We start from the raw sequence: 25,076 nt of genomic DNA, 5'->3' as shown, positions 1-25,076 counted from the left end.
GGGCTGAATAAGGAAGAGTGCCTCTGTTACTTTGTCTATGCTTTTTGCGGCTCTTGCACTAGTTGAACAGAAGCCGAATTGATGCACAAACGCAAGCCACTGGGGGGCGGACCGTCGGGGAACACGTGACCCTGGTGGGCGTCGCATACGTTGCACAGCACTTCCACGCGGGTCATGCCATAGCTGGTGTCCTTCTTGTACTTGATGGCGTTTTCTTGCACTGGCTGGGTAAAGCTCGGCCAGCCCGTACCCGATTCAAACTTAGTGCGCGAGTCGTAGAGCGGGGTACCGCAGCATACGCAAGCATATAAGCCAGCTTCATGGGCTTCGCAGTATTCGCCACTAAAAGCGCGCTCCGTGCCATGCTCGCGCGTGACGTGGTATTGCTCGGGGGTAAGTTGGGCCTTCCACTCGGCATCGGTTTTTACCACGCGGCGCTCGGGGGGCATATTTCCATTATTGGCAAGGCGAATGACGTCGTTCCAGGTTTGCATAGTCTTGCGGTTGGGTCAGGTTAGAGTAAGAGTAACGATAGCAAAACGCAACAACTGATCAAGAAGTTTGCAGGCCCGTACCATTCAAGCCAAACTACTTATCAAGCTTTGGGGGCTAATTCTTGATAGTCCAGGTTTGACTATTTTCCCCTTTGCCTTTAGCTACTAAGGTGAAGTCTCCCTTGTTCAGAGATAATGACTTATTGTCCTGTGGCCCCTGCAACTCCACAATATCAACCGGGATGGCTTGGGCCAGGTTTTCGGAGGTAGCATAGGCCAGTATCAAACAAGGGTAGCCCACACGAATGGGTTCGACAATGGGCACGGGCTTATAGGCCACGTTGAAGACCCATTTTGGCCGACCAGCCCGGTATTTGGTGCGTGGATGATAAACATTTACATCAACCGACATTGTATGGTTGGCTTGGGCAAACGGCTTTTCGTCCTGAGCATTCAGGAATACAGAACTGTTGGTTGCCTTCGCCAGGCGATACACGGCTTCTTCTCCTCCAATGGTACCCGCTTCCGTAAGGGCCGTCTGGTCGATGGTGAAAGGATTAATGCCAGTTAGTGCCCGGAGGCGAGCGGCCATTGCCGGCTGCCCAACCATTCCATCTGGTCCTTCATTTACATGACTGAAGCCGCAGTGAACGACAATTTTCGCTTCAGGATCGGCTTGCAGAATACGTTGAATATTGCGTGCCTGCGCGGTTTCTCGAGATTTAATCTGTGCATCCATTGGGCCGCTATGGTCAGCACCGTAATCATAGAGTACCATTGTATAGCCGCTCTGAGCGGCAGTACGCAATAACCGTCCAAACTGTGGCTCTTTAGTATAATAGCCAGTTTCGGTTATCGGATAGCCACGCTCATTCAGCAACGAATCACGCTCACTGAGTCCCTCAACCGCCAAATACCGAAACCCTAGCTTAGCTAAGCCGGGAAGCAGCGAAGCAGTGAACGCTCGATGTAGAGGATTGTGATGAGCCTCATTAATGATAATAATTCGTTCGGTACGAGCCCGCGCCAGTATGTAGCTCAGCGCATCCACTGGCTGTAGGGCGACGAAGGCCAGGCTATCAGAAGCGGACAAACGACGCGGCGGGCCGGCTACATCATCCCAAGCCAGCAAGGCCGCCTGGTATTCGCCAATAGAAGCGTATTCCCAAGCGGCAAATTGATTAGCACCTGGTTTTCCACTCTTTATCTCTTCCTTAATGGTAGAAGAAAACTTATAACTGATGCTATCAGGCGGCAGTGTACGCAGCTTACCCTCAGTCTTTAAGGTAAAAAAGGCTATTACGCTTGCTACAAGCAACAAAAAGCATAGGACGAGTAAATATTTTTTCATGTAGTTAAACTACTCTATACACGTAAGTGACCAAGCTTATAACATTCATTTTCTACTGTAAGATTAGCGTATGATTTATGGATCAACAAACAGGAAATCAGACCGCAGCGCAACGCACTGCTGATTTTCACGCTACACCCTCTCATGAAGATTCTTACCGCCGCCCAAACCCGCGCCGCCGATCAGGCTACCATTCAAGCTGAAGGCATCAGCTCTGAAGCTCTCATGGAGCGCGCTGCTACCATGTTTACCGATTGGCTCACCGCGCGGCAGTCGCCCCAGGAAGCGGGTGAAATACTCATCCTCTGTGGCCCCGGCAACAACGGCGGCGACGGGTTGGTGGTAGCCCGCCGGTTATACGGCCGCGACTATAAGGTAAGGGTTGCCGTGCTGCCTTCTGAAAAGCAGTCGGCCGATTTTCAGAAGAACTTCCAAAAATTGCCCCCCGAGGTAATAGTTACTGAGCTATCAGCTACAGATTTGCCCCCCATCCCGGCGGGCACCATCGTAATTGACGCGCTGTTTGGTACTGGTCTGACGCGGCCTCTGGAAGGGTTGGCAGCCACCGTCGTGCAGCACCTGAACGCCGCCCAGGCGCGCGTAGTCGCCGTGGATATTCCGTCCGGGCTGTTCTCCGATGCGCCCCAACCCGCTGATAGCGCCATCGTGCGGGCCCGGCACACGGTCAGCTTTGAGCTGCCGAAACTGGCGTTCATGTTGCCTCACAATGCGGCCTATGTTGGCCAATGGCATGTGCTACCTATCGATTTGGACCAGACGTTCATTGAGGAAACCCAAACCAAGCTTCACTTTCTTGACGCCAACCTAGTAGCCGGACGGCTTCAAAAGCGGGCACGCTTTGCGCATAAAGGCACGTATGGCCACGCCTTGTTGCTAGCGGGCAGCAAGGGCAAGATAGGTGCCGCCGTACTAGCCGCTCAGGCTTGCCTGCGGAGCGGCGTGGGTCTGCTTACCGTGCGCGTGCCGTCTGTAGGCTACAATGTGGTGCAAACGGCGGTGCCGGAGGCCATGTGCCTCACCGACCCTTCTACCGATTTCCTGTCTGAGCTGCCCGATCTTGCGCCTTACTCTAGTATCGGAATCGGGCCCGGCCTGGGCAAAGAAAAAGCCCCCCAGCAGGTGCTGGCGCAACTTCTGCGCGAAGCGAAAGTACCGCTCGTGCTGGACGCCGATGCCTTGAATATACTGGCCGAAAACCGGGAGTTGTTGGCCACTCTCCCCGCTGATTCGCTGCTCACGCCTCACCCCAAGGAATTTGAACGCCTCGCCGGACCGGCCCGCGACGACTATCATCGGCTCGATTTGCTACGCGAATTTTGTCAACAGCACAACTGCTACACCGTTCTGAAGGGCGCGAACACGTGCCTGGGCACGCCCGATGGCACTCTTTATTTCAACAGCACCGGCAACCCTGGCATGGCTACGGGCGGTTCCGGCGACGTGCTTACGGGCATTCTTACGGCATTGCGGGCCCAGCCGCTCTCCCCCCTCGACGCCGCCTTGGTCGGTATTTATGCGCATGGCCACGCCGGCGATTTAGCAGCTCAAGCAACTGGTGAAGCAGGCTTAATAGCGGGCGATATCACACGTTTCATCGGACCAGCTTTGGCGGAACTAACGACCCAAGAGCCGTTTTGAGGGTGTTAGTTGATTTGGCGCTAAAAGCAGTTCAGGATACCCAGTATACTGCGAGAAACTGCACCAACATGACCCCATCGGCCAACACTGCGAAGTAGTAATCGGGGCGCATTTCATCTGCGTACCACACGATTACTGCGGCCAAGGCAATTGGGATGGTAAGTACTAGCAAATAAAGCGGCGTTACGCCCTGAGGGATGAGGACGCCCGCGACGGCTAACGATAGTAAGGCTAATAATTTGGTGGCTTTTACTCCAAAAAGACCCGGAAACGTGTGGGTGCCGCTCAACAGGTCTTTGGTATAGTCGCGGATATCAAATACGAAAGCCAACGCCAGAATAAAGAAAAAGCGACGTGCGAAAAGCACGAGTACTACGGGCGCGGTCAGGGTTTTGTGCAGGTAAAGAGCCGGAATCCAGACGGTAACGGCCGCCCAGACATAAGCAATCAGGAACACTTTGAGCAGCGGCAAATCGCGCAGGGCCCGCCAGCGGCCACGAATACGCACAACGGGCAATGAATACAATAATGATATAGCGGCCAGATGAGCCAGAAAACCAATCATCGGTTTCCAACCATCCAGCCAAAAAAGCCCCCCAGCAACCGCTAATGCGGCTAAGGCCAACATAAACAGCTCACGGCGGTGCTGAATCATCCAGAGCTTGCGGCTCGACAGCACAAGTTGCTGGCGGTGCTTATAGGGCAGCACACTATCGATATTGTACAGGAATAGCGTGGCGGCAAAAATCATTATTCCCAGCCTAGCCGGAATATGCACGCGCCAGAACAGAAATGTAGCCCAGGTAAGCCCCGCCGCCGCCGCCGATACGAGCATGCTGCTATACAGCACAGCATCGGTCCACCGCTTCAGGCCCGCAAAGGCAGAAACAGGAGCCGGCGATTTTTCGATACTATCGTGCATGGCAGCGGGTAGGCAAGCGGGGGGCAAAAAAGGCAACGCGCAGCTCCAAAGATACAGTTCCGCTATTTGCCCGTTTCGGCGTAGCTCGCATCCACCGGCTTCGATTCGGGCGAGCCTTTCTGACGCAGAAAGATGGATAAGACTACAATGGAAACAATGGACAGGAACTCGCTCTGCCAGTTTTGTAGCGATTCAAACCAAAACCGGGAGGTTTGCATATACCCCCACACGCTTACCTGAGCTTCGCCTTCATGTACCTGCTCAATGTTATAGACTTCTGCTCCGCCCAAAGCATGCAGGTATAAGGCGCCCAGAAATAGCAGGAAAAAGGTTAAGCTAAGTGAGTTTTGATACAGCTTCAATACCCAGCCACCGCGCTTTACAGCACTTGGCGCATCCTTCTTATTGGGGTCAGGATCTTGGTCAACTTCTTCTTCCTCGTATAGCTTTTTGGATTCGGAGGAGCCTCGCTGCCGCAGCCAGACGGTGAGCAGCACATATAAGCCCATTTGCAGAAACTCGCTTTCCCAGTTCTCAAACGTGGCTTCTATAAAGTGGCCCGATTGAAAATATTGCCCCAACGAAAGTGGCGCGAGCTGCATCTGCTTCAGTTCATCGTTGTAATCGTACCACCCCGTAAAGAGCTGACCCACAAGCGTAAGCACGACCAAAGTAGTTACGACAAGCGAAAGGCTGTTCTCATAGAGCCAGCGCCATACGGGTGATGCAGGTGGGTGGGTAGGCATACACCGCCTTACGACAGAGCCCCAAAAAAGATAAGCGGTCTGCCAGTGAACCACCAGCAGACCGCTTTAAAGCACAGAAATATCCTTTTTACAACTCAACGCCCGCCGGGCGAGGCTTCACGGGCGGCGTGGCGCCACCTAGCGGAAATGTATCGTTGTAGAGCTTAATGCTGTCGGCGATGATGCGGTAAGCATCTTCGCGGCCCATGAAGCGCTCTACCGACACTTGCTTGTTTTCCAAAGCTTTATAGTCCTCAAAGAAGCGTCGCATCTCGCGTAAGGTATGGGGGGGCAAATCGGCGATGTCGTTGAAGTGGTTCACCGAAATATCGTTGGCCGCCACAGCAATAATCTTGTCGTCCTCCTCATTCTGGTCAATCATCTGCATTACGCCAATGACTTTCGCCTCAATGATACACATAGGCACCACATCAACGGAGCAGATAACCAAGATATCGAGGGGGTCTTTATCGTCGCAGTAGGTTTGGGGAATAAAGCCGTAAGCGGCAGGATAATGCACTGCTGAGAATAGCACGCGGTCCAGTTTGAGCAGGCCGCTGGCCTTATCCAACTCGTATTTGCCTTTCGAACCCTTCGGGATTTCGATGATGCCATTTACAACGTTTGGAGCGTTATCACCGCGCTCTACATCGTGCCAGGGGTTAAAGTGAGTCATTATTGTGAAAGAGAAAGTAAAATCTTGAAATCAGAAGTAAAACTCAGCCACCGCTACGTGCGCGAGTTTGAAATAGGCAAAAGATTATCAGGCCGCAGGTGCGTACGGATTAGCTGGCGTGAAGATGCCGTGAGATGATAAAAAGCTGCGTGTACCTAATTAATCCAGCCTCTAATTAAAGCTAACGCAACACCTCTACCAACGGCTTCCCCGTGCAGCCATCCGGTTCCTGAATGTGGAGCCAGCTGGCAATTGTGGGTGCAATATCGGTAATAGCAGCCGGAGCGCGCGATTCGCCGTGGCGCACGTGCCAGCCCCAGAACACTAACGGCACATGAGTATCGTAGTTGCCCGATGAGCCGTGGGTGGTGCCCCGATTTACCGGATAAGCATACGATTCCAGCCAACCGGGCTCCAGCACGACCAGCACGTCGCCGCTGCGCTTGGGGAAAAAACCGTTTTCCAAGAACATCAGCATGCCGCTTTCCCAGTGTGACTTCTGCAAATCGTCGGAGGTAATGGCACGCGTCACGCCCGCAAACCTCAACACAATATCAGCTACCTCGTCCTGAAACTGCCGTAGGTTTTGTTTGCGCTCAGCAATAAGCGGACGGTTGAGATATACCTGTTGATTGTCATAAGCCAACACCCAGTTACCGGCCCCATGGCGGCGCACCAGTTCGCGCTGCACCGAGTCACGCATGATGCGCGGCCCCACTGAGCCCGCCGGGATGCGGTGGCTGCGCAGAAAGTCGGGCGAGTGTGCCGCACCATGGTCAGCCGACAGGAAAATCAGGGCGTTGCCCTTGCCAACTGTTTTATCCAGATAATCGAGCAACCGTTTTATTTCCAAGTCCAGCCGCAGATAGGTGTCTTCCGCCTCGATGGAATTAGGCCCAAACTGGTGCCCCACGTAATCAGTCGAGGAAAAGCTCAGAGCCAGAAAATCGGTTATGCCCCGCTGGCCCAGTTTCTCTGCCCGAATTGCTTCCATGGCAAAATCAAGGGACAAGGTGTTGCCAAATGGCGTGGAGCGAATCAGGTCAAGGTTACGAGCCGACGCTACGGGGGGCTTTTCGCCAGCGGTTTGCAGGGTGGTCTTCGTCTGCGTGGTCGGAGCAGCACTTAGCGTCGGCAAGTCATGCGGAAATACCGGCTTGGCTTCTCCTCTGAACGGTCCTTCCCAAGGCACATCATCGGCGGTGCTCTCCGTGTATTGCCCGATGGGCAGCAACGTATTCCAAGGCTTATCGAGGTATTGAGCCGGCAGATTTCGTTCGTTAAACTTAGTCACCCACTCAGGCAAGCTGGTTTGGTAAAAGGTACTGGTAATAAAGGCGCCATTCACCCCATCATACCAATACGCACCGGTAGCAGAATGACCAGCTGGCAGAATGGAGCCCCGATCTTTCATGGAGACCCCAATTACTTTTGCCTGAAAATTGGTGGCTAGCCGCAGCTCGTCGGTGATGGTGCTGGTAAGCATGTGGCGCGGCGACTGTTGCCCCGCCTCCGCTGTTCCGCCCACCGACTGCACCGTCTTGTCCTCGGTTACATACGTGGCGCGCCCAGCCTCACGTACAAACCAATTGTTGCCCACAATACCGTGAACGGAGGGCGTAGTGCCTGTATAAATGCTGGCGTGGCCGGGTCCAGTGTAGGTAGGCACATAGTTGTAATGCGTGTTCTCGTAGCTGAATCCTTCGCCAAGCAGCCGTCTAAAGCCTCCTGTTCCATATTTATCCCAATAGCGATAGAGGTAATCGTAGCGCATTTGGTCGACCACAATGCCAACTACCAGCTTCGGGCGGTCAAGGGATTTTCCCTTTTTCTGGGCAAAAGTCGGCGCGGCCAAGACGGCGGCTAGCAACAGGAATAGGCTCTTTTTCAAAACAGTAGCGTGTGTAACCGCCTGGCTTCTTGCGGTTGGCGACAAAAGCCAGCGTTTGCGGCCGCAAAGATAGCCGCCCGCGTCCGTAATCTTTGACCTCACAGCCGAAATAGCCCGCTTGCCGTAAACTGGCAGATTACTGTTTTATTAAATCAATGCCTTCCTGTATGGCTACCGCTTCCGACTATGCCCTCATCTTTGATATGGATGGGGTTTTAATTGATAATACTGCTTACCAAGCTCGCGCCTTTCAGCTCCTATTTCGCGAACATGACTTGACAACCAATGCACGCCGGCTGCTGGAGCGCCTAAATGGTATGCCAGCCACCAACATTTTGAAAACTGTTTTTCGGCATACGGTACCCGAAAAAGACCTCAAGAAGTACGCTGACCAACGTGAGTTTCTGTACCGGGTACTCTATTGGAATAAGCGCCGCGAAGCGGCCGGCCTCACCAACTTTCTGACAGCAGCGCGGTTAGCAGGCTTCAAAATAGGTCTTGGAACAGCTTCACCACCCGAAACGATTGAATACATCATCGACCATTTAAACCTCCGCCACTTGTTCGATACCATTACGGGCAAGGCCGATGTAGAGCGGGGCAAGCCCCATGCCGACACGTTCACCGTTGCCGCCAAGCAGCTTAAGGTAGCGCCGGAGCGGTGTATTGTATTTGAAGATGCCGTACTGGGTGAGCAATCAGCCTACAAGGCGGGCATGCGCTGCGTTTGCCTTAGCACGAGCGTGAAAGCGAGCAAATTTCAAAACCCCATGAAAGTCATAAAGGACTTCACCGAAATTACCCCCAGGATGTGCTGGATCTTGTAGAGCAATTCCCTAATGCACCGAAGCCTGATAAGCAATTGGCACAACGTCAGTATGCAAAGCTTTAGATCACGTCTTCCATAAAAAAGCCCCCAGAATGTTTCTGGGGGCTTTTTTATGGAAGTAAATTTTTCTAGCGACTCGCTGCTAGTGCTTCAGCACCACCCACAATTTCAAGAATCTCAGTGGTAATTGCCGCTTGGCGCGTACGGTTGTACGTGAGCTTCAGGGACTTCAACAACTCACCAGCATTTTCAGTGGCCTTATCCATGGCCGTCATGCGGGCACCGTGCTCTGAGGCGTTGCTTTCCAGCACAGCCTTATATAGCTGCACCTTCAACGACTGCGGAATAAGGGTTTGCACGATTTCCTCTTTCGAGGGCTCAAAAATGTAGTCAACATTCGCAGTAGGCGTTGCCGTAACGGGTGCCTCAACGGCTACGAGCGGCAACAACTGCTCCGCGCGTACTATTTGCGTCGCTACGTTTTTGAACTCGTTGTATACCATGGTCACCTCATCGAACTGACCGGAACGGAAACCTTCCATTGCTTCCTCAGCCGCCACGCGCACTGTATCGAATGATAAAGAGCCAAAAACGTGGTTGTAATTGCCTAGCATCGGTAGGCGGCGACGCACGAAATATTCGTGAGCACGCTTACCAATAGCCAATACAGTTACATTGCCAGCTGCCGCTTGAGCGTTATAACGGCTTGTTAGCAGTTGGTTTACTCCTTTGAAAATGTTGCTATTGAAGGCACCAGCCAAGCCACGATCAGAAGTGATAGCTATGACAAGCACACGACGCACTTCGCGCTGCGCGCTGTATTCACTTTCTACTCCGCTTTCGGCTGAGCTAGTCAGATTGCTCAGAATGCTGTTTAGCCGCTGGGCATAGGGGCGCATGCGCAGGATGTTATCCTGTGCGCGGCGCAGCTTCGCCGCCGCCACCATTTTCATGGCTTTGGTGATTTGCTGCGTGCTCTGCACCGATATGATGCGGCTGCGAACTTCTTTTAAACTAGCCATTCTAGATTATCAACTTGTTGAACACCTGATAACTGAATGATTAGCTCCAGGAGCAGCCTCATTCAGTTATCAGGTATCTAACTATTTATTTTGCGTAAGACGCCGACAAGTCCTTCGCTACCTGACGGATAGCGTTCGTGATACTGTCGTCGAGCTTACCTGCTTTCAGCGCTTGTAGCGCCTCCGGATGACGGGTTTGCATAACTTGGCGGAACTCAATCTCGAAGGCGCGCACCTTCTCAACGGGCACATTGTCCAGCAAGCCATTGGTAGCAGCATAGATAATAGCTACCTGATCTTCCACCTTGACAGGCGAGAACTGAGGTTGCTTCAGAATCTCCAAGTTGCGACGGCCACGCTCAATAGTGAGCTTAGTAGAAGCATCGAGGTCGGAACCGAACTTGGCGAAAGCCTCTAGTTCACGGAACTGGGCTTGGTCCAGCTTCAGCGTACCGGCAACTTTCTTCATCGACTTGATCTGAGCGTTACCTCCTACGCGCGACACCGAGATACCTACGTTAATAGCAGGACGCACACCGGAGTTGAACAAGTTGGTTTCCAAGAAGATCTGGCCGTCTGTAATTGAGATTACGTTGGTCGGGATATAGGCTGATACGTCACCAGCTTGGGTCTCGATCAGGGGAAGAGCTGTCAGTGAACCACCGCCTTTTACTAAGTGCTTAATGCTCTCAGGCAAGTCGTTCATGTCGCGGGCGATAGTGTCGGAAGCATTAATCTTCGCGGCACGCTCCAGCAAACGGCTATGCAGATAGAACACGTCACCAGGATATGCCTCGCGGCCTGGAGGACGACGTAGCAACAATGACACCTCACGGTAAGCCACTGCTTGCTTCGATAAGTCATCATACACAACCAGTGCTGGGCGACCAGTATCGCGGAAGAACTCACCGATAGCAGCACCTGTGAAGGGAGCAAAGAACTGCATCGGAGCTGGATCAGAAGCCGAAGCCGCAACAACCACTGTGTAGTCCATAGCGCCACCGCGCTGCAGAGCGTTTACTACTTGGGCCACCGTAGAAGCCTTCTGACCTACGGCTACATAAATACAGAATACAGGCTCACCACGCTCGAAGAACTCACGCTGATTCAGAATAGCGTCAAGAGCAACGGTAGACTTCCCCGTCTGACGGTCACCGATGATTAATTCACGCTGGCCACGGCCAATCGGAATCATGGCGTCGATAGCCTTGATACCTGTTTGCAGTGGCTCGTTCACTGGCTGACGGTAGATAACACCGGGAGCTTTGCGCTCTAAGGGCATTTCATACAGTTCACCAGCAATTGGACCACGACCGTCGATGGGCTGACCGAGTGTGTTTACCACGCGGCCAATAATGCCTTCACCTACTTTGATGGAGGCGATTTTATTTGTGCGGCGTACCGTAGCTCCCTCGCGAATATCGCTGTAGTCGCCGAGCATTACGGCACCTACGTTGTCTTCTTCAAGGTTAAGAACTAGGGCTTGCAGGCCGTTTTCAAATTCTAGCAATTCCCCCGACTGGGCATTGCCCAGTCCGTAGATGCGGGCTACACCGTCGCCCACCTGCAGCACCGTGCCGACTTCTTCAAGTTCGGCTGCGGTCTTGAAATTGGACAACTGCTCCCGCAGGATGGCGGATACTTCATCCGGACGTACTTCTGCCATGATGCTGAGTTATAGTTGGGGTTGGTAGGGGTTCTGAGAGAACTCGCCGCGCAGCTTGCGCAAGCGGTTGCGCACCGAGTCATCAATTTGCTGATCACCCACGCGCAGCACGAAACCGCCAATGAGTGATTCGTCAACTTTCTCGGTAAGCGTAATGCTCTGGAGGCCGGTCTGACGGCGTACCAGTTGGGTTACTTCCTCGCGCAATGCGGGAGTCAGGGGCTGAGCCGTTGTGACTTGGGCCACCTGAATACCGCGGAGGGTTTCGTATTGACTCTGAAACTCAGTAGCTACCCATTCCAAGGCACTTTCGCGGTTGTGCTGCGTGATGATGGTGAAAAACTTCTCCGTCACCTCCGACACTTTGCCACCGAAAATGGCGCGCAGAATAGCTAACTTCTTGTCGTGCTTCACAATAGGGTTACGCAGCAAGAGACGCAAGTCACGGTTCTGCTCCAAAGTTTTGGCAAACAGATCCATATCTTCCTTTACCTGCGGCAGATTGCCCCGCTCCTGGGCCAAGTCTAGCATAGACTTAGCATAGCGGGAAGCAGCTCGTTGTTCAGACATTTTTTGTAAGAGTTTGAAACTGGCATTTTAGAGCCTGAAGCAAGATTACCATTTGGTACAATCCCTTCTAACTCTTCGTTACCCGCTTCTTTAGTTAAGCTTTACGTCTTTCAGGTACGAGTCTACGAGTTGCTGCTGGGAGCTACTGTCGGCTAGTTCGCGACGCAAAATGCGCTCAGCAATATCAATAGAAAGCTGAGCAGCCGTGTTTTTCACTTCAGCCAGTGCAGCATTTTTCTCGTTCTGAATGGCTTCGCGGGCCTGCACGATCATGCGGCCGCCTTCTTCATTCGCCTTCGTCTTGGCTTGCTCGATCAACTGGTTAGCCATTTGAGTGGCTTCCTGCATGATCTTGTCACGCTCTTGGCGAGCTTCAGTCAGCAGCTTTTCGTTGCCGGCTTTCAACTGTTGCATCTCTAGCTTGGCTTGGTCAGCCATACGTAGGGCGCTTTCAATAGAATCTTCCCGCTCTTTAAGGGAGGCAAGAATGGGACGCCAAGCAAACTTGGCCAGCAAAAGCAGCACCAAGCCAAAAATCACCAACTGCCAGAAGATCAGGCCTAATTCGGGGGTTACTAAGGGAGGCATAAAGCGGTAGTTAGTATGGGGTAATCAGTATGTAATTGGTAGTTAGTGCTGCTCAATAGATACTGGCAGCACCTCAGATGCAGTAGGTGGATTCTATATTCAGTGCCAACTACCAGCTACTAAATACTCACTACTAAAAAGCCAAGTCAGCCCGCCGCGCCGTGCGCCGAAGCGACGCGCAGCGGGCTGCTTAGGCGGGTGCCCCTATCTCTAGAGGTTGAAGGAAATCAGCAAGCAGACTACAACTGCGAACAGACCCAGACCTTCGATCAGAGCCGCTACAATCAGCATAGCAGTTTGGATGCGACCTGCAGCTTCGGGCTGACGGCCAATGGCTTCCATGGCGCTACCACCGATGCGGCCGATACCCAGACCAACACCAAGAGCAACCAGACCGGCACCGATACCGGCACCCATTACGGCTAGACCAACCGAATTGGAAACGTCACTGACAGCCTGCAAAAACAGAGAAAGAAGCATAAAACAGAAATTAGAGGGAAGTGAAAAACGAAAAAATCAGGGTGAGAAATATATACTGAATGACTTAGTGACCGTGCGCTGGAGTAGCGGAATTGTCGCCACCAATCTGCAGATCAGCATCGTGGTGATGCTCCTCTACGGCACCGCCGATATACATGGCAGTTAGTAGCGTGAAGATGTAGGCTTGCAGAATAGCGACTAGCAGTTCCAGCATATTGATAAACAAGCCAAAAGCCAAGGTAACGGGGCTAATCAATACGCTTTGAAAGATGAAAATCAAGCTAATAAAGCTCAGAATCACGATGTGGCCGGCTGTGATGTTGGCAAACAGACGAACCATAAGCGAAAATGGTTTTACCACCACACCGATAAGCTCTACTGGAATCATGATGGGCAGCAAAGCCTTTGGTACACCAGGGGTAGCAAAAATATGAGCCCAGTAATTCTTGTTTGAGCTAAATAAGGTGATAAGCAGCGTCAGTACTGCCAAGGTCAAGGTGACGGCGATGTTGCCGGTGAGGTTAGCAGCACCTGGTAGCAGACCTAGTAAGTTGCTGAACCAGATAAAGAAGAACACTGTGAGTAAATACGGCATGTAACGCTCGTACTTAGGCCCGATGGCTTTTTTGCCTACTTCATCACGAATAAAGATGATGATTGGCTCGAAAAAGGACTGAACGCCCTTAGGAGCACCACCTTTATTCGTCTTGTAACGGCCAGCTACCGTAAAGAAAATGCCTAGTAACAGCGCTGCGCTCAACATCAGCGAGGCAACATTCTTAGTAATGGAGAAGTCGTAAACTTTACCGCCATCTTCGGCGATAAGGTGCTCATGCTCCAGCTTCAGGCCATTATATGTTTTGCCTTCAGCAAGCTGAGACGAAGAGAATACGCTTAAACCTTTGCCAGGCTGAAAAGCTATAATTGGCAGCGGAATAGTGAAGTGAATGCCGTGGTCTTTCTCGTCGCCAAGGGTAGCAAAATGCCATTCGTGGGCATCGCCAATGTGGTGCAGAATCATCTCGCCGGGGCTGAAGGCTTCCGAGTCGGTGGCTTCTTCAACAGTGGGCGCGTGCTCTTGGGCAAAAACAGGAAGCGAAAGAATGCAAAAGAGAGCTATCAGTAAACGCTTCATTCAGAGTAATTTAGGTGGGAGCAGGATATTGGACTAACCCTGTTTTGAAAACGGGCGCAAGTTACTCAGGACGCTCCAGATTTCAAACCCGGCGAAGAGAAAATACAGGATAAAAAAGCCCCCCAGAAATGTCCAGAGCCCTGGGCGCTCTTGAGCACCGCCCTTATAAAGGAATACAAGCACCAACCCCACCGACAGTAGTAAGCGCACTACCATCGAACCAAAGTAGGCACCCATAAAATTGTCGGGGTTGGCCCGTATGAGCCGGGAAGTGACCCAATAGGTTATAAGCGTCAGGAGGGCGAAGAACCCAAATACGTAAATGGTGAGCGGATGAATGACCGCCGTCCCAAACTGAGTGGATAAAGCATAGAAAATACCCCCCAGCAGCACACAGAAAATTAAAAACTGACGTAGAAAAATCATTATATGTTGGGTTATGCTTTATCGGTGATGCTTGGCAGTGAGGTACTATCCAATAGAAATAAGAATACTATGAGTCGCGGGTAAGGGAGCGAATAACTTGGTACATCGCTATAAATACACCAAGCAACATCAGCACAATGGTATACCACGGCCGCTCATTCTGAAAACGCTCGTCGAGCGCAGTGCCAGCCCAAGCACTTAAGCCAATAATTGCCAACATCTGAAATCCTAACCCTGAATACTTAGCAAAAGCACGCAAGCGGTCCGGATTGGAGTTGTTGGGCTTATCAGGCGGGGGAACAGCGGCAGGCATCGTAAATAGTAGGATGGGGGGCAAAAGTATAACTTTTCAACACACAAATGCCGGTTCCAATTCCTTAGTATTATGGAGTTATGAAAAGGAGGCAGGGAAAAAGCCGTAATTTTACCCGAAGCTATACGTTGAGAAGAAAATGCCTCCCAGCCTTGTCGAACGAATCGGCCGCTGGGACGCGTTAAACAGCCAACCCACCGCTCTGATTTGCTTTCTATTTTGACTACTTCTCCGCTCTTACGGTTGTTTTCAATCCCGATGGCTTTGCTGCTGTTGGTAATGAGTATGGGTGCTTGTTCCTCGGAGCGCAAATCAGTGGTGGGCCGCACCTATCAGAATATTGTGGCACGGGATAACGGCTATTTTCTTGCTCGCGAGAAAATGCGCGCCACGGAGGCGACGCTGTACGCCGCTCGAATCAACGATTACAACCGTTTCCTACCCCTCTTCCCTACTCTCGACGACGCGACCGTAACCAAAATAACGGCCGACCTCGACGATATTATAAAAAAAGCATCTCTGCCCCTCCAATACCAACCGGGCAGTGCTTGGACGGATGACAGCTACCTCGTTATTGGGAAAGCACGCTATTATAAGAAGGAGTACGCAGAAGCAGCCAAGACATTCCGTTATATCAACGGCAGCAGCGAAGACGCCACGGTGAAGCAGGAAGCCTTAATCTGGCTTATGCGTACATATCTGGCGCTCAAAGAGTACGATAATGCCGCCGCGGTATCGGATGTGCTGGATAAGGAAGAAGGCCGTGAGAGTACTGCCCGCGAGTTATTTCTGACCCGCGCAGAGTATCATTTGCTAACCGGTAATCCGAAGCTGGCCACTGAGAATCTGAACAAGGCTATCCCATATATCAAACCCAAAAACGAGCGCTCACGCACCCGCTACATTTTAGCACAACTATATCAGGCTCAGGGGCAGGATAAGGAGGCGTATGCTGAGCTAAACCAGATTCTGAAGCGCAATCCGCCTTATGAGCTGGATTTTTATTCCAAGCTGCTGCTAGGTCAGGTCTCCGATTTGAATACCGATAGAGCGCGGCTAGACAAGTATTTTGTGAAGCTGCTCAAGGATCCCAATAATAAGGAGTACCGCGACAAGGTACTGTATGAGATGGCGCGGCTCGACTACCGCCAGCAGCGCTACCCCGAGGCCTTGGCCCTCGTACAGCAGTCGTTGCGCGTGCCTACGCCTAACCGAGTACAGAAATCGTACACCTATTTGCTGGCGGGTCGTATTTATTATGAGAACCTACAACGGTATCAGCTAGCGGCAGCCTATTACGATAGCGCAGTACAAAATTTGCCCCCCACGGCACCCGAGTATGCAGCTACGGCTGAGCGAGCTCAGATTCTGCAGGAGTTTGCTAAGCAAATTACCATCATTGAAACACAGGACAGCTTGCAAGCCTTAGCGCGGCTAGATACTGCCGCGCTACGCACGCGCCTTAGTGAATATGCTAAAGTAGAAATTGCTTCTCGGCAACAGCAAGCCGAACGCCTAGCCGCCGCCGATAAAGCTCAAGAAGTACGTCAGCAGCAGGCGCAAGCCTATACCGGCGTCAGCGAAACCCGGGCGGGGAACCCTGACATTGATCCGGCGGCATTCGCTACTATCAACACGGGCGCCCAATGGTACTTCGACAATCCGACGGCGCTTAGCACGGCCCGGTCTGAGTTTCAGCGGCGTTGGGGTAATCGACAGCTCCAAGACAATTGGCGGGTCAGCAGCCAGGTTAGCGGGGCCCTTGCTACCAATCCGAGCGGGGCCGGACCAGCTACCAACCCCGGTGCTGCCGGAAGTGGAGTCAACTCTCCCAATGGCGCTGCTCCCACTGGGGCCAATGATGCTGCGGCATTTGAGCGTGGCTTAGTAGCCCAATACCGACAGAATATTCCGCTTACCGCGCCGCAACTACAAGCGTCACAGAAGCAAATGGAAGAGGCCTTATTCGCGCTGGGAGGCATTTATAACCAGCAGCTACGAGAGCCCGCTCGCGCCGCCGAAACCTATGATAAGCTCATAGCAGGCTACCCCAATAGCACCCATCTGCCCGAAGTATATTACAGCCTCTATTTGATCTATAAAGATCAGAATGACCCAAAGGCCGAAGTATATAGCCAGCGGCTGCGCGAGGTATTTCCTAATTCATCCTACGCCCGCCTCGTTGGCGATCCAGAATATTTGCGGCGCACCTCGCAGGCGAATGCACAAGTAGGCATCTTGGTAGATTCGGCATTTGTGCTTTATAAAAAGCAAGACTTTAAAAAGTCTGCTGACCTGCTCGACCAGGTAAAGCGCCGATACCCGGATAACGCCTTGAACGATCGGGTAGCTTTCCTCAATACCCTGCTTACTATCCGTACCCAACCGCCACTATCGGCCCAGGCAGCGGTAGAGAAGTTTTACAAGGACTATCCGAGCAGTACATTGGCTCCACAAGCGGCCATTTTGCTGAAGTCGTATCAGGATTATAAGGCTGGCAGCATTAATGGCGCATTAGCCTCCACAGAAAAGCCCCCCATATCTGCTTTTCGACCTGGTGAGATAGATACTCGGCGGCGCGTAGCAACAACACCTGAAAATCGTCCGGTAGTCCCCGTCAATCGAGTGCCAGCCCCACCGGTTTCCGCTCCTAGCCCAGCTTCAACCGTCAATCCAACTCCTGCTAAACAACCCGCTACGGCGGTAACCAAACCAGCCGAAAAGGGTAGTACAGCCAAACCTGCTGCTTCTGCAACAGTTCCGGCCAAAGAAGTAACTGCTCAGCCGAATGCATCGACTCCAGCAGTATCGCCGGGGGCAAATCTACGCCTCCCTCTGCTGAGCCGGCGGCCACTCCTTATCTGAATAACCCGGCCACAGGGCATGCAGTAGTGCTCATCTTCCCTAAGGGAGCAGCACCCGTTGCTACCCTACCGGCCGCTCTTGCCACCTATAATAACCGTTTCTATCGAGCCAATAACTTGCAAGTACAGCCCTCTGCGCTCGGCGATTCAGTGGAATTGGTAGTGGTACAAACATTGCCGGTCCAAAAAGCGGCGCAGAGCTACGCCCTCAAACTGCGCGGGCCGCAGTCGCCGCTAAGCCGATTACGGGGTGCGGGTTACCAAATCCTGGTTATCGGTATTGATAATCTCCCTCTGCTACTTCAAACTAAGGATTTAGCTGAGTATCAACGCTTCTACGAAAGAGAAATCAAGAATTGATAATTGCCAGTGCCAGATGAGTCAGCGCACCTTGGACTCTATACCACTCAATACCCTTCCTGATTTCGCGTTCCTAGCTTATAATCTCCCTAAAGAATGGCTATTCCTGCCACCAAAACCAAAGTCCAGCCACGTAAGCCCCAACGGTCAGGGCGCTTCACGGGCCTTACGCGCACACTATGGATGCTTTTTGGCTTCGGGCTAATTGGCTTCGTCGTGTATGTGATGGCCGTGAGTGTCAATTTTATGAACCTGTTTGGGCGAATGCCTAATCTCAAAACGCTGGAAAACCCCAAGAGTGAGCTCGCCTCCGAGATCTACTCGGCCGATGGCGTACTGATGGGCAAGTATTTCCGCGAAAACCGCACGCCAGTTGGCTACGATGAGCTGCCTCAAAACTTGATTGATGGCCTGATTGCTACCGAAGACGTTCGTTTTGAGAGCCACTCAGGCATCGATTTGAAAGGCCTGTTTGCTGTTCCTTATTATTATGTCGCGGGGCGCATTCGGCGGGGATCGAGCACACTTACGCAGCAGGTAGCAAAGGTGCTGTTCCGCACTCGCGCCGACCTTAATGATGGCACTCTTAGCCACGTACCCGGCCTGCGTATGCTTATCATCAAGACCAAAGAATGGATAATGGCCATTCGGCTGGAGCGCAACTATACCAAGCGCGAAATCATGACGATGTACTTGAATATCAACGAGTACGGATCGAACGCCTTTGGTATTAATGTCGCTGCTAAGACCTTTTTTAATAAGCAGCCCAAAAACCTCACGCTGGAGGAATCAGCTCTTTTGGTGGGCGTACTTAATGCACCTTCGTATTTCAGCCCGGTGGAGCATCCTGAGCGAGCCAAAAGCCGCCGTAACTGGGTGCTGAGTCAGATGCTGAAATATGGCTACATCGATCAGGCTTCGCACACGGCAGCGACTGCTAAACCTATTGCACTGACTTATAATGTTGAAAATGCCAATAAGGGTATTGCGCCTTATTTCCGTCGGGAAGTCAGCAAAGCACTGTTGCAATGGAGCCGTGAAACTGACCACGACCTCTACGCCGACGGCCTAAAGATTTATACCACCATCGATTCGCGGATGCAGAAGTATGCCGAATCAGCCGTGGCGGAGCATATGAAGCAGCAACAGAAGCTGTTTGCCCAGCATTGGAAAGGTCAGCAGCCATGGCGTGATGAAACGGGCCGCTTGATTCCGAACTTCCTACAAACAGCAATCAAGCGGACGGAGCGTTATAAGTCTCTCAATACCCGCTTTGAAGGCAATAAGGACTCGATCAACTACTATCTGAATAAGAAGTATAAGATGATGGTGTTCAGCTGGCAGGGCGAGAAGGAAATGACGATGTCGCCGTTAGATTCATTGGCGTACTATAAGCGCTACCTGCAGGCCGGCTTTATGGCCATGAACCCGCTGAATGGTCAGATTAAAGCGTGGGTAGGTGGTACTAACTTTAAGTACTTCAAATACGACCACGTAAAGCAAGGCACACGGCAACCGGGTTCCACGTTCAAGCCTTTTGTATACACAGCAGCCATCGACCAAGGCTATTCACCTTGCTATCAGGTTCAGGACTTGGCCATCACCTTCCCCGCAGAAGCTGGTCGGCCGGCCTACACACCGCGCAACTTTGAGGGGGGCTATTCTGGTCGCACCTTCACAATCCGGCAGGCAATGGCCCGCTCGATGAACTCGATTACGGCCTTCCTAGTGCAGAAACTAGGTCCTGAAACCATTGTTGCTTACGCCAAGCGCTTAGGTATTACCTCCCCTATCGAAGCTGTACCGGCTGTCGGTTTCGGCTCTAGCGATGTGAGTATTTATGAGTTGTGTGGTGCTTACGGCACCTTTGTAAATAAAGGAGTTTGGACTTCACCCATGATGGTGACGCGTATTGAAGACAAGAATGGTAACGTATTGCGCGAATTTGTCCCCAGACCCGTGAGGCCTTAAGTGAGGAAACCGCTTACCTAATGACGCACATGCTGCAAGCCTCGACCACCGAGCGCGGCGGCACCTCTACCATTCTTAAAACGGGCTTTAAGTTTCCGTATGAGATGGGGGGCAAAACTGGTACTACTTCGAACTACTCTGACGCCTGGTTTATGGGTATCACGCCCGACTTGGTATGTGGCATGTGGGTGGGCGGCGAAGACCGGAGCATCCACTTCCGTAACGGTTCCAATGGCCAAGGGGCTCGGGCGGCGCTACCTATCTACGGCTTATTTATGCGTAAAGTATACGGCGATAAGAGCCTTGATGTAAGCAAAGGACCTTTCCCAAAGCCAGCGCAACCGCTGAGCATTGAGATTGACTGTAGCCGTTATTATGGTGGCCAGCGCGATACCATTCCAGTAGATCAGAAGCTAAATCAGACCGATCTTGATATCCTTAACGGACAAGAGATTTAAGTAAGCGTAGTATATAGCGAACTGGCTTTTTAGAAAAACAAAATCGTGGCTGGTGTGCCGTACCAGCCACGATTTTGTTTTTCTACTGTCTTTGTGAGTTTTGGAAATTCCTCTGTACACCTTCGCGTTCTTTATTTGCGTACTTCTATCAGGACATTTATTCTGCGCCTAATTCCCACTATATGGCCGCCAAAGCCCATTTACAAGAGCAAATCCGTCAGCTTCCTCATCGTCCGGGTGTATACAAATACTTTGATGATGAAGGTATTATCTACGTTGGTAAAGCGGTTGACCTGCGCAAGCGCGTAAGCAGCTACTTTACCAAGCAAGATCACAACAAGAAGACTCAACAGCTAGTCAAGAATATCAAGCGCATCGAGTTCACAATAGTAGACAGTGAATCCGACGCCTTTTTGCTTGAAAACAACCTCATTAAGCAGCATCAGCCTAAGTATAACATCCTGCTGAAAGACGGCAAGACGTATCCCTATTTATGCTTAACGAATGAGCGGTTTCCGCGCCTGATTCCTACGCGAAAGAAGATCAACGATGGCTCGCGCTATTATGGCCCATACGCCAACTTAACGGCTATGAACGTGATACTGGAGTTGATTCGGGCCTTGTACCCATTGCGTACCTGCACGTATAATCTCACCCCGGAAAACGTTGCTGCCGGTAAGTTTAAAGTTTGTCTGGAGTATCACCTAGGCAACTGCAAAGGCCCTTGTGAAGGATTGCAGGATGAGGAAACATACAATCAATACATTCAGCAGATACGTAGCATGTTGAGCGGTAATCTCACCGTTCCCAAGGCTTATTTCCGGGAGCGCATGATGGCCGCCGCCCAGGAGCAACAATATGAGTTAGCCCATACTCTTAAGAAAAAGCTGGACCGCCTCGACGAATTCCAAGCAAAATCGACGGTAGTAAATGCTTCACTGTCGAATATCGATGTTTTCTCGATTGCGTCGAATGAGAAGAGTTCTTTCATCAATTATCTGAAAGTCATGAATGGCTCTATCATTCTGACGCAGTCGCTGGAAGTGCAGAAGAAGCTGGACGAGACTGACGAGGAAATTTTGCCCCCCTTAATCATGCAGATGCGGGAGGAGTTCGAGAGTGAATCAAAGGAGATTCTCACGAACGTTGCCCTACCTCCTTTGCCGCTTCCTGGGGTTGTTGTATCCACCCCGCAAATTGGTGATAAGCGCAAGCTTTTAGAGTTGAGCATCAAGAATGTGCTCTATCTACGCAAGGAAAAGGAGAGCATGAATGACCGCTCCAAGGACCTGAATGAGGTTCGCATCATGGAGACCATAAAGAAGGATCTGCGCCTAACAGAGCTACCAAAGCACATCGAATGCTTCGACAACTCTAATTTTCAGGGAGACAACCCTGTGGCGGCCATGGTTTGCTTTCGTAATGCCAAGCCTAGCAAGAAAGACTATCGGCATTACCACATCAAAACAGTCATCGGTCCCAACGACTTCGACTCTATGTACGAAGTCGTAACACGTCGCTATCGCCGGCTCGTGGATGAAGGAGCTTCGCTACCCCAATTAGTTATTGTGGATGGAGGCAAAGGGCAGCTTAGTATGGCTGTCAAAGCCCTGAAAGACCTCAATCTTTGGGGTCAAATCCCAGTGATAGGCATTGCCAAGCGCTTGGAGGAGATCTATGTTCCCAATGACCCATTACCGCTTTACATAGATAAGAAAAGTGAGTCGTTGCGCCTGTTTCAGCGTATGCGCGACGAGGTGCACCGGTTCGGTATCACCTTTCACCGTAACCGACGGGATGCGGCAACGCTCAAAACAGAACTGACGGATGTCAAAGGTCTTGGACCAGCTACAGCCGAAAAGTTGCTGAGTAAGTTTAAATCCGTTAAGAAGATTCGTGAGTTGAGCGAGGCTGAGTTAGTAGCAGAAATAGGCAAAGCGAAAGCGCGTGTTTTACTGACATATTTTGAGCAACAAGAGCAGGCAGCTGAATAAATCAATTGGTCATTACTTGAACTCAGCTAACAACAAAAAAGCCCCCCAGCGACGTTGCTGGGGGGCTTTTTTGTTGTTAGCTGAAGCTTAAAAGCTCCACAAGTTGTATTCGTACTCAATCAGGTCAGCAGCAGCTTGTTGCGAGGCTAGAATACCTTGCTGTTGGCTACCATAGATCTCATCCAGACGAGCATCGCTTGGGTTAGAAACCTGTACGATATACGAGTTAAACAACCATAGCTCAAATGCGTCGGCCAAGTTCTTGTGCTGAGCGTCATTCTGAGGGTTGAACCAGATAGCCTTATCAGGATTGTTACGGAACATCTTCACCAGATCACTGTACTTGAACGTACCGATCTCTTTTTCAATGCCCGAGGTATTCGAGCTAAGAGTGGATGGCACCAACAACGTGATGGTTTTGATGTCATGATACATCCGCGACCGTTTCTTGTCGAAGATCATATCCTCCTTTAACTCCATTTGATACAGATCCTTGTAGCGATATTCGTAACTAGCTGGTGCACCGGCTACGGCGGGAGCGCTGGTTCCAGCGGCTGGTTTAGCCGCAGGAGCGCCCCAACCGTCGTCATTTGCGCCAGCATCTGCCTCAGTGAAGCCAGCAGCCTTTTCTTCGTCGCTAAGTTCATTAGCCGACTCAGCAAACGACATATTAGCTAAAACCTCAGCAGGCGTGAAAGTGCTTGTCAAAGAATCGTTGCGATAAGCCTGAATTTCACCGCGCTTTACTGCCTCAAGGATAACCTTACTGATTTCCTTGCCCTCGGAGAACATCGGCTTATTCTGCTTTTCACGCAAATCAACAGCCCGAGTTATCGTCTTACTGAACATAATGTCCGAGTTTGGGATAGGTCGGTGCGAGCCATTACTACTCGCAGTAGTGGATTGCTCCTGAGCCGAAGCTGTCAATGACAGTGTAAGGCCGGCGGCCAGAGCAGCGAATGAAAGGAATTTATTCATACCGTGATAAGCAATTAAAAGCGACGGTTAGTTCAGGAAAGAGCAACTAGACGAGCGGGATGTTGAACTGCTTCGACACCTTCACTTCTTCCTGCTGATTTTGGAAATTCAAACGGCGAACTTCCTTTACTTCGATGTACAGACGGTCGCCTTCACGAGCCGAATTTACTACATCATTCAAGTTAGCATCTGGGCCATTGATAGTACGAGCTGGCATGGCTGGACGCTTACCACGAACCAATGTAATCTCGTACTGTGTCACACGATAGCGAGCATCTTCAGGCAAGAAAGTCTGGAAACCAGCATCTGGAATTGCCTTTAGGCTCATGTTGCGCACTGCGGTAATAGGTGTGCCTTGCTTCTCATTAGCCTCACGACCGCCTACGATGCACTTAATTTCAGGCTTTGGAATGGGTCGTACTTCGAAGGTTTGTGAGCCAATAGCATTACCGTTGCTGCTTACGCTCAAGGTTACTTGCTTAGCATTTGGCACTAAGGTGATGTCACCAGTCTTAGAACCAGGAATCGCTTGTGCACCGGAAGCAGAGAAGCTTGGCTTGTATTGAGCACCCAAAGCAGGCACTTGTACATTTAGCTTGTTACCGCATTTGAAGTACAAGGCTTGTACTGAAGCAGATTGAATCTGCATGACAGGCTTCGTTACGGTGTAGGAAACAGGCACTTTGAAAGTAGTATCACGACCATTCTGCTTGAAACGAACCGTGCCAATCCATTGCTTCTTAGCGTTACCGGCAGCATCAAATCCACCAGGAGTAGCTGTGAACTCTACCTTGCCTTTTCCATCAGGACCCACTGGAATGGGTGTGCCATTCATAGTCATGGTGGGTCGCAACGTGCTGGCAGAAGCCGTAAGGAACAACTCTGCTTTGTACTTAGTACCGGCAGCCACTGTGTTAGACTCTGCACTAGCGAACGCCCCAACTTTATCAAAAACAATAGTTTGGGCACCAACTTTTGCTCCTAGAGCGCTCAAGGCATCAGCTTCAAGCTTCAACACTTCCGTTTCTTTCTGAGAAAGTACAGCCAAAGCAGCTACTAATGGAGTATTCTCGAAGTTCAGCTCAGCGAAGTTCTTATTCTTCTGCTCTGGATCGATCACCATTGGATCCTCTTTAGCATCGAGGGCTAGTGGTGCAGCATTCGGAACATACTGCTTGATGTAAGCTGAGTACTTATTCAACTCATCCTTCATAGGATAAGCTGCGCCGTTACGGTTGCCACCCAACATGGTGATAGCTACCTTATCTTCGGCACTCATGTTCTTATACTCGTTCTTACCCTTGGTGTTCTCTGTAGATGTTACGAGCTTGTCACGAACATCACGCAGATATGCCACCATTTTGGCCGTCTGCTGGCGTACTTCCTCGCTTTGCTTCAGCACAGCTAGGTCACGCGCTTGGTTCTGATTTTTCTGTACGGTTGCAGCAATGCCTTTTACCGTATTGGCATTAGCAGTGGAAGTCTTATCGTTGACGCCCAGCAAGCTATCATCCAGAAATTTAAACTTCAGCAAAATTGCTGAGTTGACTTGTAGGGCCAGAAGAGCAGTCAGTACCAAGTACATCATGCCTATCATCTTCTGCCGTGGAGTCTCTTTTGCTCCCGCCATTGTATTTTGCTAATCTATAACTGTGTGGACAGAACCCTTCTTGGCTATCGTAG

At 51.2% G+C, this 25,076-nt stretch carries 23 protein-coding genes; 7 read left to right on the top strand and 16 right to left on the bottom strand.

Translation table 11 applies throughout. From position 1 onward, the window contains the following. Nucleotides 1–35: 35 nt before the first annotated feature. Both msrB and G7064_RS13565 read right to left on the bottom strand, forming a co-directional pair. A complete protein-coding gene (gene msrB, locus G7064_RS13570; protein ID WP_166074003.1) occupies nt 36–494 on the bottom strand; it encodes a peptide-methionine (R)-S-oxide reductase MsrB in 459 nt (152 codons plus the stop codon). 115 nt (nt 495–609) lie between these two features. Continuing rightward, nucleotides 610–1,845 carry an erythromycin esterase family protein gene (locus G7064_RS13565; protein WP_166074002.1) on the bottom strand — a complete coding sequence of 412 codons (1,236 nt, stop codon included), beginning with the start codon at nt 1,843–1,845 and terminating at the stop codon, nt 610–612. Nucleotides 1,846–1,989: 144 nt separating this feature from the next. Between G7064_RS13565 and G7064_RS13560 the strand changes: the two genes are divergently transcribed. After that, entirely contained in the window at nt 1,990–3,504 is a 1,515-nt protein-coding gene (locus G7064_RS13560; RefSeq protein WP_166074001.1) for an NAD(P)H-hydrate dehydratase, read from the top strand. Between the two features lie 31 nt (nt 3,505–3,535). On the opposite strand, the gene G7064_RS13555 is transcribed toward G7064_RS13560, so the two are convergent. The 4 genes from G7064_RS13555 to pafA all read right to left on the bottom strand — a co-directional run bounded on the left by G7064_RS13555 (nt 3,536) and on the right by pafA (nt 7,739). Further along, nucleotides 3,536–4,426, bottom strand: coding sequence for a hypothetical protein (locus G7064_RS13555; protein ID WP_166074000.1), 891 nt, complete (start codon nt 4,424–4,426; stop codon nt 3,536–3,538). Nucleotides 4,427–4,488: 62 nt separating this feature from the next. After that, nucleotides 4,489–5,091: a DUF6766 family protein gene (locus G7064_RS13550; RefSeq protein WP_240935496.1), complete on the bottom strand. Its 603-nt coding sequence runs from the start codon at nt 5,089–5,091 to the stop codon at nt 4,489–4,491. 169 nt (nt 5,092–5,260) lie between these two features. After that, on the bottom strand, nt 5,261–5,848 hold the full coding sequence (locus tag G7064_RS13545; RefSeq protein ID WP_133274276.1) for an inorganic diphosphatase: 588 nt from the start codon (nt 5,846–5,848) through the stop codon (nt 5,261–5,263). Nucleotides 5,849–6,029: 181 nt separating this feature from the next. Beyond that, the gene (pafA, locus tag G7064_RS13540) at nt 6,030–7,739 is read right to left on the bottom strand and encodes an alkaline phosphatase PafA (RefSeq protein ID WP_166073998.1); all 1,710 of its coding nucleotides are present in this window, start codon (nt 7,737–7,739) and stop codon (nt 6,030–6,032) included. A gap of 167 nt (nt 7,740–7,906) precedes the next feature. Between pafA and G7064_RS13535 the strand changes: the two genes are divergently transcribed. Beyond that, nucleotides 7,907–8,566 (top strand): HAD family hydrolase, encoded by a 660-nt coding sequence (locus G7064_RS13535; protein ID WP_166073997.1) that lies wholly within the window; start codon nt 7,907–7,909, stop codon nt 8,564–8,566. Nucleotides 8,567–8,696: 130 nt separating this feature from the next. Here the strand turns inward: G7064_RS13535 and atpG are convergent, their stop codons facing one another. The 8 genes from atpG to G7064_RS13495 form a co-directional block, all read right to left on the bottom strand. Then, nucleotides 8,697–9,590, bottom strand: a complete 894-nt coding sequence (gene atpG / locus G7064_RS13530) for an ATP synthase F1 subunit gamma (RefSeq protein WP_166073996.1) — start codon at nt 9,588–9,590, stop codon at nt 8,697–8,699. 85 nt (nt 9,591–9,675) lie between these two features. Further along, nucleotides 9,676–11,256: a F0F1 ATP synthase subunit alpha gene (gene atpA / locus G7064_RS13525; RefSeq protein ID WP_133274279.1), complete on the bottom strand. Its 1,581-nt coding sequence runs from the start codon at nt 11,254–11,256 to the stop codon at nt 9,676–9,678. 9 nt (nt 11,257–11,265) lie between these two features. Further along, nucleotides 11,266–11,826: an ATP synthase F1 subunit delta gene (gene atpH, locus G7064_RS13520; protein WP_133274280.1), complete on the bottom strand. Its 561-nt coding sequence runs from the start codon at nt 11,824–11,826 to the stop codon at nt 11,266–11,268. A 90-nt stretch (nt 11,827–11,916) separates the two neighbouring features. Continuing rightward, entirely contained in the window at nt 11,917–12,414 is a 498-nt protein-coding gene (locus tag G7064_RS13515; RefSeq protein ID WP_133274281.1) for a F0F1 ATP synthase subunit B, read from the bottom strand. A 210-nt stretch (nt 12,415–12,624) separates the two neighbouring features. Then, nucleotides 12,625–12,894 carry an ATP synthase F0 subunit C gene (gene atpE / locus G7064_RS13510; protein ID WP_084443863.1) on the bottom strand — a complete coding sequence of 90 codons (270 nt, stop codon included), beginning with the start codon at nt 12,892–12,894 and terminating at the stop codon, nt 12,625–12,627. 64 nt (nt 12,895–12,958) lie between these two features. Continuing rightward, nucleotides 12,959–14,029 carry a F0F1 ATP synthase subunit A gene (gene atpB, locus G7064_RS13505; RefSeq protein WP_166073995.1) on the bottom strand — a complete coding sequence of 357 codons (1,071 nt, stop codon included), beginning with the start codon at nt 14,027–14,029 and terminating at the stop codon, nt 12,959–12,961. 33 nt (nt 14,030–14,062) lie between these two features. Continuing rightward, on the bottom strand, nt 14,063–14,455 hold the full coding sequence (locus G7064_RS13500; RefSeq protein WP_166073994.1) for a hypothetical protein: 393 nt from the start codon (nt 14,453–14,455) through the stop codon (nt 14,063–14,065). A gap of 67 nt (nt 14,456–14,522) precedes the next feature. Then, nucleotides 14,523–14,768: an AtpZ/AtpI family protein gene (locus G7064_RS13495; protein WP_133274284.1), complete on the bottom strand. Its 246-nt coding sequence runs from the start codon at nt 14,766–14,768 to the stop codon at nt 14,523–14,525. 219 nt (nt 14,769–14,987) lie between these two features. Here G7064_RS13495 and G7064_RS13490 point away from each other — a divergent pair, with 219 nt between their 5' ends. From G7064_RS13490 to uvrC, 5 genes are all read left to right on the top strand, one after another. Further along, nucleotides 14,988–17,633, top strand: a complete 2,646-nt coding sequence (locus G7064_RS13490; RefSeq protein WP_166073993.1) for a tetratricopeptide repeat protein — start codon at nt 14,988–14,990, stop codon at nt 17,631–17,633. A gap of 26 nt (nt 17,634–17,659) precedes the next feature. Further along, entirely contained in the window at nt 17,660–17,992 is a 333-nt protein-coding gene (locus tag G7064_RS13485) for a hypothetical protein (RefSeq protein ID WP_166073992.1), read from the top strand. Nucleotides 17,993–18,088: 96 nt separating this feature from the next. After that, nucleotides 18,089–19,963 (top strand): transglycosylase domain-containing protein, encoded by a 1,875-nt coding sequence (locus G7064_RS13480; RefSeq protein WP_317172764.1) that lies wholly within the window; start codon nt 18,089–18,091, stop codon nt 19,961–19,963. Between the two features lie 29 nt (nt 19,964–19,992). Then, nucleotides 19,993–20,421: a hypothetical protein gene (locus tag G7064_RS23070; RefSeq protein ID WP_317172763.1), complete on the top strand. Its 429-nt coding sequence runs from the start codon at nt 19,993–19,995 to the stop codon at nt 20,419–20,421. Nucleotides 20,422–20,603: 182 nt separating this feature from the next. Further along, the gene (gene uvrC / locus G7064_RS13475; RefSeq protein WP_166073991.1) at nt 20,604–22,415 is read left to right on the top strand and encodes an excinuclease ABC subunit UvrC; all 1,812 of its coding nucleotides are present in this window, start codon (nt 20,604–20,606) and stop codon (nt 22,413–22,415) included. 87 nt (nt 22,416–22,502) lie between these two features. Here the strand turns inward: uvrC and gldN are convergent, their stop codons facing one another. Together gldN and gldM are read right to left on the bottom strand one after the other, a co-directional pair. Then, nucleotides 22,503–23,393, bottom strand: coding sequence for a gliding motility protein GldN (gldN, locus tag G7064_RS13470; RefSeq protein ID WP_133274287.1), 891 nt, complete (start codon nt 23,391–23,393; stop codon nt 22,503–22,505). Nucleotides 23,394–23,439: 46 nt separating this feature from the next. Continuing rightward, entirely contained in the window at nt 23,440–24,978 is a 1,539-nt protein-coding gene (gene gldM / locus G7064_RS13465) for a gliding motility protein GldM (protein WP_240935879.1), read from the bottom strand. Nucleotides 24,979–25,076 lie beyond the last annotated feature (98 nt).

The organism is Hymenobacter sp. HDW8, from assembly GCF_011305775.1.
Lineage (GTDB): Bacteria > Bacteroidota > Bacteroidia > Cytophagales > Hymenobacteraceae > Hymenobacter > Hymenobacter radiodurans.
Note: the sequence above shows the minus strand (reverse complement) of the source record. Positions and strands in the feature narration are given on the sequence as shown.